Below are 12592 nucleotides of genomic sequence, written 5' to 3'. Positions count from 1 at the left end.
AGGCGGAAATCCGACCGGCCGCCGGTTTGCGCCCGCGAGATCACACCGCGCGACAGGCACCTACCGGTAGGTAACCAGACCCTTGCCGCACCTGGCCATCTGGGCCCAGCAGCACCGCGCGACATTCAATTGACACATCAACTAGACGTCCGATTCTCGCCAGCATCGTCGTTCCCCTCCAGCTTGACTCGACAGCGGGTCGCACCACGGAGGCGCGATCGCGAGAGCGGAGAGGAAATCGAACGATGGCAACACGGTTCGCGGAGCAGGTCGTCTTGGTCACCGGCGCGACCTCGGGCGTGGGCAAGGCGGTCGCGCTGCGGGTCGCGAGCGAAGGCGCCGCCGTAGTGCTCGGCGCGCGCGGGAAAGACGCGGGTGAGCAGGTGGCCGCCGACATCCGCGCGGCGGGTGGTCGCGTGCTGTTCGTGCCGACCGATGTCACGGTGGAGCAGGATGTGGCCCGGCTGACCGACGCCGCGCTGTCCGAGTTCGGCCGTCTGGACGCCGCGTTCAACAACGCGGGCGCGGTGCACGCCTTCGGCCCGGTCGAGCAGATCGACGAGGCGGGCTGGCGCGCCGATCTGGAACTCAACCTCACCAGCGTGTTCTACGGTCTACGGCACCAGGTTCCCGCGCTGGCGGCCTCCGGCGGCGGCGCGATCCTGAACAACGCGTCGAATCTCGGTGTGGTCGGGATGGGTTCGGTCGCGCCGTACGTGGCCGCCAAGCACGGAGTGGTCGGCTTGACCCGGGCGGTGGCGCTGGAAGCCGCCGACCAGGGGGTGCGGGTCAACGCACTGGTGTCGGGCGCGGTCGACACCCCGGCGTTCCGCAACTCGATGGGCGCGACGCCCGAAGGAGTGGCCGCCATCGCGGCGCTGCACCCGCTGGGCCGCATCGCCGCACCGGAGGAGATCGCCTCCTTCTGCGCCTATCTGCTCAGCAAGGAAGCGAGTTTCGTCACCGGCGCCGCGCTGGCCGTCGACGGCGGCTTCACCGCACGCTGACCCCGGACATGGGCCCGCCTCGGGATACCGGCGTGGTATCCCGAGGCGGGTCGGTCACGCGCGTGCCAGCAAGCGGCGAACCCTGCCTGGACGGGCTTGCACCGCTCCCCCGGCATGGACCGCGGGCTGGCGCAGCCGCACCAGGCGATCGAATTCCGCTGCGCTGCCGGTTGGTTCGGGTAGCAGGCCCGCGTTGAAGTCCGCGGCCAGCTGCCGCACCGTCTCCTGCGCACAGGACTTGTTGGTCCCGATGAAGCCGGTGGGGCCGCGCTTGATCCAGCCGGTCACGTAGGTGCCGGTGACCACAGCGCCGCCGGGGCGCTCGAGCACCCGGCCGTCCTCGTTCGGGATCACCGCGGCCTGCTCGTCGAACGGCAGACCCGGCACCGCGACGCCGCGGTAGCCGACCGAGGTGAGCACCAGGCCCGCGTCGAGCCGATCGGTCTGCCCGGTGGCGACGGCGCGAACGCGGCCGTCCGGATCGGTGACCAGCTCGGTGCGATCGATTTCCAGTCCGGTCACCCGGTCGGTGCCGAGGATCTCGGTGGGCGCGGCCAGATAGCGGAACACGATGCGTTTGCACTCCCCCACCGGCCGGGTGCGCGCGCTGTGCAGCAGCCGCAGCTTCTGTTCGACATGGAACGGCAGTTCCGCACCGAGTTCGGGCAGCTCGCCCTCGATCACGATGTCCACGTCGCACCCGAGCAGGCCGACGAATTCCGGCACGGTGAAGGCGGATTCGAGCGGACCGCGCCGGCCGAGCACGACCACCTCCTCCACCTTGCTCTCGCGCAGCGCCCGCAACGCGTACGGCGCGATGTCGGTGCCGGTGAGCGTCGCGGGGTCGCTGGTGAGCACGCGCGCGACGTCGAGCGCGACATTGCCGTTGCCGACGATCACCGCACGCCTACCGGACAGATCGAAGGTGTGGTCGGCGTAGTCGGGATGGCCGTTGTACCAGGCGACGAAGTCGGTGGCCGACACGTTGCCCGCCAAGCCCTCACCCGGGATGCCGAGCTTGCGATCCGACGACGCTCCGACCGCGTAGATCACGGCGTGGAAGTGGTCGAGCAGCTCGGCGTGCGAAACGTGCGCGCCCACCTCGACGTTCAAGTAAGTGCCGAATCCCGGCTGCGCCGAGATGACGTCGAACAGCTCGCCGACCTTGCGGGTCTTGTCGTGGTCCGGCGCGACGCCGTGCCTGGCCAGCCCGTAGGGCACCGGCAGCCGGTCGAACACCGTCACCGACACCTCCGGCTGGGTCAGCAGTTCGTCGGCGGCGTACATCGCCGACGGACCCGATCCGACGATCGCCACCCGCAGCGGCGAGCGCTCGGTGTGGATCCGCGCCGCTGGCACCGGTCGCGCCAGCAGGGGTCGCGGTCGCGCCTGCCGGTAGAAATCGGCGTTGATCTCGATGAACGGCTTCTGCTCAGCGGTCAGCTTCTTCGCTGACACGATGGCGTCGACCGGGCACGCGGTGGCGCAGGCGCCGCAGTCCACGCACGCCTGCGGGTCGACGTACAGCATCTCGGCGGTCCGGAAGTCCGGTTCGTCGGGCGTGGGATGGATGCAGTTGACCGGGCAGGCGTAGACGCAGGACGCGTCGCTGCAACAGGATTGGGTGACGACGTACGGCATGCGACTCAGGCGACCTTGTTCGCGGCGCGCAGCGGTTCGGACCGGTACCGGGTGCTCGGACCGTCGATGCCGAGCGCCTTCCACAGCGCCTTCGCGACCGGGTTCATCAGCCCGATGTCCTTGGCCAGCGCGCGCACGTCGCAGAAGTAGTCGCTGAAGACCTGCTTGGCCTCCTTCGAGCCGTAGAACAGCTCCTTGCGGACCTTCTCCGGAATGTCGAACTCGGCGAAGAACGAGCGCGGCGGGGTGACGATCGCGCGGCCGAGGATCCACATCACGATCGGCATGGCCAGCGAGAGGATGAACTTCTGCGCGGGCTTCGCCTCCGGCACATGGTTCTTCAGGAACTCGTGCGCGAAGGAGATGTGCCGCGCCTCTTCGGCGACGTGGATGGCCATCACGCCGCGCATGATCGGGTGCACCTCTTCACCCGAGCGCAGGATCTGCTTCTGGATGTGGTCGATCGGCTCCTCACCGGCCAGCACGGCCATGAAGAACAGGTTCGGGAACCAGGCCGCCACGGGCGCGCCCAGGTACTTGAACTTGCTGACCAGCGGGCCCATGCCCGGCACGTCCAGCCCGATCCGGTTGACCATCTCCTGGAACATCAGGGTGTGGTTGTGCTCCTCGATCATCTCGTGGGAGCAGTACCGGAACTCCGGCGAACCGTTGGGCAGGCCGAAGTTGTGGATGACCATGCCGCTGATCAGGATCGACTCGAATTGCAGCCCGACCTTGGCGATGTTCGCCTGCCGGTATTTGCCGACCGCGATCTTCTGCTCGGTCGACAGCGCCTGATACCAGGGGTGGCGGGCCACGGTGTCGGCGGACACGGGCAGGATCCAGCGCTCCTCACCGGCGTCGGCGGCGAAGTCGGGATTGTCCCAGTCGATGTCCTCGAAGGGATCGAAGTGCTTGTTGACCGATCCCTCGGAGAGCAGCAGCAGCTTCGCGGCGTACTCCTGTGCCTTCTCCAGATCGGGATCGACGGCTGGTGTCACGGCTGCGGACATCGTCGTCACTGCCTCTCCTCGATGGAACCGTTTAACTGTATCCCATAGTTACACCAACGGAGAGTCACGTCAACCCAGCAATTGCTAGGGCCGTCCGGCGATGCGCGCCCTCATCACGCGCACCGCCGGACGGCCCCTGTTCATATCGCAGGCCGTGCCGGGGCTAACTCACCAGCACCCCGTCACCGACCGCCAGGATCGAGGTCCCGAAACCGAAGACCGCCGACATACTGGTGACGACGACCACCCGGCCCAGCCTGCGCCTGGTCCGGCGCGACAGCATCAGCGCCCGCGTAGCCGCACGACGACGGACGCGGCGACGCCTGACCCTGCGCAGTTCGGCCGTCGCCTCCGCCGCGGCCGCCGCTCTGCGTCCCAGGATCGCGGCGCCGTCCGCGGTGGTCCGCTCGGGATCGGCGGCGACGATCACCGGCCTGGCCAGCTCCGCGGCCAGGACCTCGGCCACCTCCGCCGGTCGCGCCGCACCGCCGACCACCAGGACGCGGTCGACATCGGCCATGGTGACGTCGGCCACCCGCAAGCAGCGGTAGACGAGTTCGAGCGACTCCCGGACATGCCGCACGCGCAGTTCGCCCGCGATCGTGTCGGCCACCGACTCGGCGACCGAGGACGCGGACAGCCCCGGCCCGGCGTGCTCGGCGATCAGCGCGCCGAACGCGCGTCCACCGAATTCGGTGGAACGCAGCGAGACGCCGACGATCGGATTGCGCGGACAACCCGCCCCCACCCGGACCAACGTGACGTCGAGCCCGGCGCCGCCGAGGTCGTAGACGAGGGCGAGGCCGGGCGTGAGCGGACCGCGGTCGGCCTCCAGCCAGGCCGCCGCTGCCACGGGCTCGGCCACCAGCGCGGCCTGCGCGAGGTCGGCGCCGTCCAGCGCGGCACGCAACGCGTCCACCTGCTCGTCGGCGTAGCGAGCCGGATACGTGACCGCGATGCCGAGACCGCTTCCCCCGCCGGGACGGTCCTGCCGCACCTCGTCGATCATGCACTTCGCCACCGTGGCGACGAGATCCGCCGGCGCGAGCGCGCGGTTGCCCACCCGCGCCCACGTACTGGAACGCTGCGTGAGGTCGGCGAATTCGGTGACCGCGCGGCCGTGCCGTGGAATCATGCCGACCCTGGCCACGCCGGTGCTGTCGAAGGTCAGCGTGGTGCGGCGCGTGATCGTCTGCGCCCGCTGCGTTTTGCGTCGCCCCGGCGGAGCCTTGGCCGAACCTTCCTCCGCGAGAACCGAAACCGTGTTCACCGTACCGATGCTCAACCCGAGACCAACCGCCATCGCAATCCACCCGATCGCCGTGCCGATTTGCTTCGAACGCCGTTTAGGCAACCACTCCGCGATCTTCGTGCCAAGCCCGGACAACCGATTGTCCGCAAGCCGCCTGTGCCGCGCCGCACCCGTTCCCGCGATCTTCGACGCCCTCACCTGGCCGACCAGCGTTACACATGCCGTCCAGTCGGATTTCCTTGCGACACGCGGGGATCGATCGTGCCCGGTGGAAGTTTGCCGGATTCCGGCCGCCGGCCCGCATTGCGCCCAGCGTTAGCGCTCCACATGGGGAGACTCCCCTTGACAGCTCCGCCCGGCGCGATGCCGCTGATTAGCCGAGCGGGTGGGTCTGCGGACAGGAGACGACCGTGGACATCCACACCGCCTCCCGAGTCCGTCCTGGCGCCGTGATGACGGGCGCATCAGCGCACACCCGCCGGAACCCTTCCAGAGCGCGGCGGGATGGCAGCGGCCACGGCAACGTCAGGGAGTGCAGCAATCTTTCAGCGCCACACTCCTTCGCCGGCCGGGTCGATCAGCTCCCGAAACTCCTACTGCGCGGGCAGTTCCGGGATCCGAGTGGCGCGCACGTAGACCGTCTCGCCGTCCGACAGCCGCAGCGCTTCGGCGTCGCCGCGGGTGACCTGCGCGGCGAACAGGTCGCCGGTCGCGGCGTTGCGCAGTTCCACGCGGACCTCGAAGCCGAGATGCACCACGCGCTCGACCGTCGCCCTGGTGACGCCCGCGGAGTCGGCGGTGCCCTCGTGCTCGGCGAGCGCCATGCTGGGGTCACGGCCGACGCGAATGTCGTGCGGCCGCACCAGATGCCCGTTGAGCCGGGCCACCGCGCCGAGGAACGACATGACGAATTCGTTGGCAGGCCGGTCGTACACGTCCTCCGGAGTGCCGATCTGCTCGATGCGGCCGGAGTTCATCACCGCGATCCGGTCGGCGACGTCGAGCGCCTCCTCCTGGTCGTGGGTGACCAGCACGGTGGTCACGTGAACCTCTTCGTGCAGCCTGCGCAGCCAGGTCCGCAGATCGGCGCGGACCTTGGCGTCCAGCGCGCCGAACGGCTCGTCCAGCAGCAACACCTGCGGATCGACGGCCAGGGCGCGGGCCAGCGCCATGCGTTGGCGCTGACCACCCGACAGCTGGGCCGGGTAGCGGTGCTGGAAGCCGTCCAAGCCGACGATGCCGAGCAATTCGTCGACGCGCTTGTTGATCTCGTTCTTCGGGCGCTTGCGGATCTTCAGGCCGAACGCCACATTGTCGCGCACGGTCATGTGCTTGAACGCCGCGTAATGCTGGAAGACGAACCCGATGTCGCGCTTCTGCGGCGGCACGCGGGTGACATCGCGGCCCGCGATGGTGACCACGCCGGAGTCGAGCGACTCGAGTCCGGCGATCGAGCGCAGCAGCGTCGACTTGCCCGAACCCGACGGGCCGAGCAACGCGGTGAGTTCGCCGGAGGGGATCTCCAGGCTGACGTCGTCGAGGGCCGCGAACGTGCCGTAGTTCTTGTTCGCGTTGGTCACGGTGATCACTTTGCGCCCCGCTTACGTTCGAGGAGGGTCATCAGCAGAAGGGTGACGAGGGCGATGCCCATCAGCAAGGTCGCGGCGGAATACGCGCCGAAGGTGTTGTGGTCGTTGATGTACCGGCCGTGCACGAGCAACGTCAGCGTCTGCGACTTGCCCGGCAGCGCGGAGGACACCATGATCACCGCGCCGAACTCGCCGAGCGCGCGAGCCACGGTGAGCACCACACCGTAGGTCAGGCCCCACCGGATCGCGGGAAGCGTGATCCGCCAGAAGGTCTGCCACTTGGACGCGCCCAGGGTGGCCGCGGCCTGTTCCTGGTCGTCGCCGATCTCGTGCAGCACCGGCTCGACCTCGCGCACCACGAACGGCAGCGTGACGAAAATGGTGGCGATCACCATGCCGGGTAGGTTGAAAATGACCTTGAAGCCCAGGTCTTCCAGGCCGCCGAACCAGCCGCCCGCGCCCCAGAGCAGGATCAGCGAGACGCCGACCACCACGGGCGAGACCGCGAACGGCAGGTCGACGATGCCCTGAACCAGGTTGCGTCCGGGGAACTTTCCGCGCACCAGCGCGAGCGCCGTCACGATGCCGAAGATCACGTTCACCGGGACGGTGATCGCGACGATCAGGATGGACAGCTGGAACGCCGAGATCGCCGCGGGCGTGGTGATCGAGTCGACGAACGCACCGATCCCCCGCTCGAACGTGCGCCACAGGATGATGATCAGCGGCAGGACCAGCAGCACGAACAAGTAGCCCAGCGCCACTGTCCGCAACGAGATGCGGGTCAGCGGATGCAATTTCATCTGCCCTGCTCCGTCCCGGGGGAAAGCCCGCGCCCCGGCGACCCGGGGAGCGCTGCGCGATTGTTTCTCATCGGGTCGCCTGCTCCTTGCGCGCGCTGCGTTCGGCGAGCAACCGCAGCGCCAGCAGCGTCGCGAACGAGATGGCCAGCAGCGCGACCGAAACGGCCGCCGCGTTCACCGGCCGATCGATCTCGATCTGCTTCTGGATGTACTGGGAGGCCATCTCGGTCTTGCGCGGGATCGCGCCCCCGATCAGCACCACCGAACCGTATTCGCCGATCGCGCGGGCGAAGGCCAGACCGCCGCCGCTGATGATCGCGGGTGTCAGGGCGGGCAGCACGATCCTGCGGAAAGTGGTCCAGTTGTTCGCGCCCAGCGAGAGCGCGGCCTGCTCCACCTCGCGGTCGGCCTCGATCAGCACCGGCTGCACCGAACGCACCACGAACGGCAGCGTGACGAACGCCAGCGCCACCACCAGGCCCGGCTGGGTGGCGTTGAGGTGCACGTCGATCGGGCTCTGCGGACCGTACAGCGACAGCAGCACGATGCTGGCGACGATGGTCGGCAGCGCGAACGGCAGGTCGATCAGCGCGTTGACCACGCCTTTGCCGGGAAACCGGTCGCGGACCAGCACCCAGGCGATCAGCGTGCCCATCACCACGTTGACCACCGCGACCACCACCGAGACCAGCACGGTGATGCGCAGCGAGTCCAGCGCGGCGGGCGCGGTGACGGCGTCCCAGAAACCGGACCATCCGTCCTCGAAGCTGGTGACGGTGAGCGCCGCCAGCGGCAGCAGCACGATGATGCTCAGCCACAGCACCGCGGTGGCGATGCCGAGCGGACCCACCGAGCCGGTCACGCGCAGCCACGACCAGTTCCTGCGGCGTTCCTTGCGCGCGGGTTCGGAGACGCCGGGAGCCGCCGCCTGCGCGGTCCCGGCGTTACTGCTCGTAGTCACAGTCGTCCAGTATCCCGTGTAACGGGGGTCACCCGGTCACTTGGTCGCTTGGTCATAGATCACCGCTACCGAGCCGGTGTTCGGGGTGAACAGTTCCTTGTCCACGGTCTTCCAGCCGCCGAGGTCGGCGATGGTCCACAGCTTCTGCGGAGTCGGGAAGTCCGTGGCGTGATCGGCGGCGACCTTCGGATCGACCGGGCGGAAACCGGCGGCGGCCCATGCCTTCTGCCCCTCCGCGGTGAACAGGAAGTCGCGGAAGGCGACGGCCTTCTGCGCGTTCTTGCTGTTCTTCAGCACCGCGACCGGGTTCTCGATCTTGAACGTGACCGGCGGGACGAAGTGCTCGATCGGATCGCCGTTGCGCTCGGAGAAGATCGCCTCGTTCTCGTAGCTCAGCAGAACGTCGCCGGTGCCCTGCAGGAAGGTCTCGGTCGCCTCGCGGCCGGACTTCGGCTGCACCTTCACGTGCTCCTTGGACACCAGCTTGCTCAGGTAGTCCAGGCCCGCCTGCGGGTTCTTGCCGCCGTCGCTCTTGGCCGCGTACGGCGCGAGCAGGTTCCACTTGGCCGAACCGGAGCTGAACGGGTTCGGGGTGACCACCTCGACGCCCGGCTTCAGCAGGTCGTCCCAGTCCTTGATGCCCTTGGGATTGCCCTTGCGCACGACGATCGCGACCACCGAACCGAACGGCACGCCCTTGGTGGCGTCGGCGTTCCAGCTCGCGTCGACCAGCCCGGCGTCGACCAGGCGGGTGATGTCCGGCTCGACCGAGAAGTTCACGACGTCGGCCTCGGCGCCGTCCTTCACCTTGCGGGACTGGTCACCGGAGGCGCCGTAGGACTGCTGGATCTGGACGCCCTTGCCCTGCTCGGTCTTGTTGAACTCGGGGATCACCTTGTCGAAACCGGGCTTTGGTACGGCGTAGGCGTAGAGGTTCAGGGTGCCGCCGCTGCCGTCGGAAGCGTTTCCCCCGACCGTGTCGCTGGCTCCGCCGCCGCACGCGGTCAGCGCGACCGCCGCTAGGGCGGCTAGGGCAACGGCGCTGTAGCGTCGGCGCGGCGAAAGCCAGGATTTGCGAGCCATCGGGGTGGACCTTTCTTGCGGACCGCCATTTCTCCGGTAACACATCGGTGGCGGCGACCATCTTTTCGAAGCAGCAGACCCGCCGATCGACTGATACGGCAGCGGCGCGACTAGCGGCCACAACGGGCCGTCGGGGAAGCGAAAAGCACATCTGCGAGAAGCGCGCCAGTCTGCGGACAAACGAGACGCGGACGTGCCCGGTCGCCGATCAGCGACAGTAGACGTCCGCGACCGCGAGGTCACCGACAGCAATCAACGCCAATTCATGGCGGACCTGCGGGACTGCGCTCGAAGACACGGGCAGACTGTAGCAGAGCACAAGGCGGAGTTCGAATCGAAGAGCCCAGGAAGAGGGCGGTTTCATCCGATGACCAGCAGTCCGGATCGCGTCCGAACGGCCTTTCCCGGCATCAGCACGCGCACGTGGGAGCACCCCGCCGGCCGCACCGCTCTGGTTACCTCGCGGTCACTGGCGGGGTTCGACGTGGTGCTGCACACACTCCGTTCTCCGTTGCCGCGCGCGGCCGCACTGCGCCGCCGGATCCCGAGCGGCGACTACGACCGCGCGCTCGTGGGCGACTACCCGCGCGTGACCAGGATCGCGCCACCCGGATCACCGACGAAATGCACCTACCGCACGAACGTCGACCAGTCCGAGGACCCGTTCATCCGCACCGTGCGCACGCTGGGCCGGGATGTCGGCGCGGCGGCGAAACCGCCGCCCACGAGGTCGATGACTCCGTCGCCGAACTCGGCAAGCGGTCCGGCGACTGGCGCGGCGGCGGCAACCGACCGTCAGCGGGTGAGCAACCAGGCGACGACGATCAGCACGAGCAGGGCGATGAGGGCGAGCTGCACCCGGGAACGAGGCATCAGCGCGCCCCGCTCTGCACGGGGGTGCGCACCTCGGCGATCGGCTCGGGTTCCAGCACCGGCGCGCCTGCCGGAGCGGGCCGCACCGGCGCGGGACGGGCGCCGTAGCGGCGATCCAGGATGCGCAGCACCGCACGCAGCACGCGATCGAGCCCGTAGGCGATGGCGAAACTGATCGGGACCATGCCCACGAGCACGACGAGGAACTGCGGGATGAACGGGAGTCCCGCCACCCACAGCTCGAAGCCGTCCCACCACCCTGCGATGCGATGCACGGCTCCAGCCTAGTCGGTACGCCGGCCGGCTCCACGAGACCGTCGGTCACATCGGCCGACCGGGGAAGCGGGCGGTGGACGACGGACGCCCATCGGCCCGAAGATGGGGTATGGCGTCCACCGATGACCTCACCCTCAACGACTCCGACGGCCTGCCGACCAACCTGGCCGAAACACATCGCCGCGGCGCCTACCCGCCGATCGATGACTACGCGTTCCTGTCCGACTGCGAGACCAGCTGCCTGGTCGCCAGCAACGGCGCGGTGGAATGGATGTGCGTGCCGCGACCGGATTCGCCGAGCATCTTCGGGGCGCTGCTCGACCGCAGCGCGGGGCACTTCCGGGTCGGGCCGTACGGCGTCAACGTGCCCGCCGCCCGCCGCTACCTGCCCGGCGGGATGATCCTGGAGACCACCTGGCAGACCGGCACCGGCTGGCTGGTCGTGCGCGACGCGCTGGTGCTCGGCCGCTGGCACAACAACGATCAGCGCAGCAAGACCCACCGGCGCACCCCGATGGACTGGGATGCCGAGCACTTGCTGCTGCGCACGGTGAAATGCGTGAACGGCACCGTGGAGCTGGAGGTGAGCTGCGAGCCCGCGTTCGACTACCACCGGGCCAGCGCCCGCTGGGAGTACACCGGCAAGGTGTACGAGGAGGCGACCGCGGTGCGCGGCGACGATCCCAGCGCCGGGCCCACCCTGGTGCTCACCACCGATCTGCGTCTGGGGCTCGAGGGCCGCGAGGCGCGCGCCCGTACCAGGATGAAGGAGGGCGACGAGGTCTTCGTCGCGCTCACCTGGTCGGAACTGCCCGCGCCGCGCACCTTCGACGAGGCCGCCGAGAAGATGTGGCAGACCACCGAATGCTGGCGCCAGTGGATCACGCTCGGCAAGTTCCCCGATCACCCGTGGCGCAACTATCTGCAGCGCAGCGCGCTCACCCTCAAGGGCCTCACCTACGCGCCGACCGGCGCGCTGATGGCCGCCGCCACCACCTCTCTCCCGGAAAGTCCTGGCGGAGAACGCAATTGGGATTACCGCTACACCTGGGTGCGAGACGCCAGCTTCGCGCTGTGGGGTCTGTACACACTCGGCCTGGACCGGGAGGCCGACGACTTCTTCGCCTTCCTCAACGACGCGACGACCGGTGAGGACGGCGAGCCCGTTCCCCTGCAAGTGCTCTACGGCATCGGGGGCGAGCGGCAGCTCGACGAGATCATCCTCGATCACTTCGGCGGCTACGACCAGTCCCGTCCGGTGCGCATCGGCAACAACGCCTACAACCAGGACCAGCACGACATCTGGGGCACCATGCTCGACGCGGTGTACCTGCACGTGAAGTCGCGCCAGCAGGTGCCGGAGACGCTGTGGCCGCTGCTGGTCCGCCAGGTGCGCGCCGCCATCGAGCACTGGAAGGAGCCCGACCGCGGCATCTGGGAGGTGCGCGGCGAGCCGCAGCACTTCACCTCATCCAAGGTGATGTGCTGGGTGGCGCTGGACCGCGGCGCGAAACTCGCCGAACTGCACGGTCAGTACGAGCACGCAGAAGAGTGGTACGCGATCGCGGAGGAGATCAAGGCCGACGTCCTGGCCAACGGCGTCACCTCCGAAGGCGTGTTCACGCAGGTCTACGGCGGCGACACGCTGGACGCCTCACTGCTGCTGGTGGTGCTCACCCGTTTCCTGCCGCCCGAGGACGACCGGGTGCGCGCCACGGTGCTGGCCATCGCCGACCGGCTCACCGAGAACGGCTTGGTGCTGCGCTACCGGACCGAGACCACCGACGACGGCTTGAGCGGTACCGAGGGCGCCTTCACCATCTGCTCGTTCTGGCTGGTCTCCGCGCTGGTGGAGATCGGGGAGATCCAGCGGGCGCGGCATTTGTGCGAGCGCCTGCTCGGCTTCGCCAGCCCGCTGCGGTTGTACGCCGAGGAGATCGATCCGCGCAGTGGACGCCACCTCGGCAACTTCCCCCAGGCGTTCACCCATCTGGCGCTGATCAACGCCGTGACCCACGTGATCCGTGCCGAGAATTCCCAGCACGCGGGCCGCTTCCAGCCCGCGCACACGCCGCAGGGTCATCCGGTCTGACC

The 12592-nt window shown here is 68.7% G+C and carries 11 protein-coding genes; 2 read left to right on the top strand and 9 right to left on the bottom strand.

Going from position 1 to position 12592, the window contains the following annotated elements; translation table 11 throughout:
- Nucleotides 1-245: 245 nt before the first annotated feature.
- On the top strand, nt 246-1007 hold the full coding sequence (locus U3653_RS06005; RefSeq protein WP_195077592.1) for an SDR family NAD(P)-dependent oxidoreductase: 762 nt from the start codon (nt 246-248) through the stop codon (nt 1005-1007).
- A gap of 54 nt (nt 1008-1061) precedes the next feature.
- Here U3653_RS06005 and U3653_RS06000 read toward each other — a convergent pair whose 3' ends face one another.
- From U3653_RS06000 to U3653_RS05960, 9 genes are all read right to left on the bottom strand, one after another.
- The gene (locus U3653_RS06000; RefSeq protein WP_195077591.1) at nt 1062-2648 is read right to left on the bottom strand and encodes an FAD-dependent oxidoreductase; all 1587 of its coding nucleotides are present in this window, start codon (nt 2646-2648) and stop codon (nt 1062-1064) included.
- A 5-nt stretch (nt 2649-2653) separates the two neighbouring features.
- Nucleotides 2654-3661 (bottom strand): AurF N-oxygenase family protein, encoded by a 1008-nt coding sequence (locus U3653_RS05995; RefSeq protein ID WP_195077923.1) that lies wholly within the window; start codon nt 3659-3661, stop codon nt 2654-2656.
- A 163-nt stretch (nt 3662-3824) separates the two neighbouring features.
- Nucleotides 3825-4931, bottom strand: a complete 1107-nt coding sequence (locus U3653_RS05990) for an Hsp70 family protein (protein ID WP_323123908.1) — start codon at nt 4929-4931, stop codon at nt 3825-3827.
- Between the two features lie 575 nt (nt 4932-5506).
- On the bottom strand, nt 5507-6502 hold the full coding sequence (locus U3653_RS05985) for a sulfate/molybdate ABC transporter ATP-binding protein (protein WP_195077589.1): 996 nt from the start codon (nt 6500-6502) through the stop codon (nt 5507-5509).
- Nucleotides 6499-7305, bottom strand: coding sequence for a sulfate ABC transporter permease subunit CysW (gene cysW / locus U3653_RS05980; RefSeq protein WP_195077588.1), 807 nt, complete (start codon nt 7303-7305; stop codon nt 6499-6501). Before cysW ends, U3653_RS05985 begins: the two co-directional genes overlap by 4 nt.
- Before the next feature lie 67 nt (nt 7306-7372).
- Nucleotides 7373-8173: a sulfate ABC transporter permease subunit CysT gene (gene cysT / locus U3653_RS05975; protein WP_195077922.1), complete on the bottom strand. Its 801-nt coding sequence runs from the start codon at nt 8171-8173 to the stop codon at nt 7373-7375.
- 129 nt (nt 8174-8302) lie between these two features.
- Entirely contained in the window at nt 8303-9349 is a 1047-nt protein-coding gene (locus U3653_RS05970; RefSeq protein ID WP_195077587.1) for a sulfate ABC transporter substrate-binding protein, read from the bottom strand.
- A 208-nt stretch (nt 9350-9557) separates the two neighbouring features.
- Entirely contained in the window at nt 9558-9713 is a 156-nt protein-coding gene (locus U3653_RS33225; protein ID WP_353963123.1) for an Ms4533A family Cys-rich leader peptide, read from the bottom strand.
- A 508-nt stretch (nt 9714-10221) separates the two neighbouring features.
- A complete protein-coding gene (locus U3653_RS05960) occupies nt 10222-10497 on the bottom strand; it encodes a hypothetical protein (protein WP_195077586.1) in 276 nt (91 codons plus the stop codon).
- Nucleotides 10498-10607: 110 nt separating this feature from the next.
- On the opposite strand from U3653_RS05960, the gene U3653_RS05955 reads away from it, so the two are divergent.
- Nucleotides 10608-12590: a glycoside hydrolase family 15 protein gene (locus U3653_RS05955; protein WP_195077585.1), complete on the top strand. Its 1983-nt coding sequence runs from the start codon at nt 10608-10610 to the stop codon at nt 12588-12590.
- The last annotated feature ends 2 nt before the right edge of the window (nt 12591-12592 follow it).

This window comes from Nocardia implantans (assembly GCF_035544775.1).
GTDB classification, from domain to species: Bacteria; Actinomycetota; Actinomycetes; order Mycobacteriales; family Mycobacteriaceae; genus Nocardia; species Nocardia implantans.
The sequence above is the reverse complement of the archived record's forward strand: the minus strand, read 5'-3'. Positions and strand labels throughout refer to the sequence as shown.

What these genes read in the sequence shown, in the direction of transcription:
- U3653_RS06000 (WP_195077591.1), bottom strand. Translation starts at nt 2,648, where the DNA reads ATGCCGTACGTCGTCACCCAATCCTGTTGCAGCGACGCGTCCTGCGTC.
- U3653_RS05955 (WP_195077585.1), top strand. Translation starts at nt 10,608, where the DNA reads ATGGCGTCCACCGATGACCTCACCCTCAACGACTCCGACGGCCTGCCG.
- U3653_RS06005 (WP_195077592.1), top strand. Translation starts at nt 246, where the DNA reads ATGGCAACACGGTTCGCGGAGCAGGTCGTCTTGGTCACCGGCGCGACC.
- U3653_RS05995 (WP_195077923.1), bottom strand. Translation starts at nt 3,661, where the DNA reads ATGTCCGCAGCCGTGACACCAGCCGTCGATCCCGATCTGGAGAAGGCA.
- U3653_RS33225 (WP_353963123.1), bottom strand. Translation starts at nt 9,713, where the DNA reads ATGAAACCGCCCTCTTCCTGGGCTCTTCGATTCGAACTCCGCCTTGTG.
- U3653_RS05970 (WP_195077587.1), bottom strand. Translation starts at nt 9,349, where the DNA reads ATGGCTCGCAAATCCTGGCTTTCGCCGCGCCGACGCTACAGCGCCGTT.
- cysW (WP_195077588.1), bottom strand. Translation starts at nt 7,305, where the DNA reads ATGAAATTGCATCCGCTGACCCGCATCTCGTTGCGGACAGTGGCGCTG.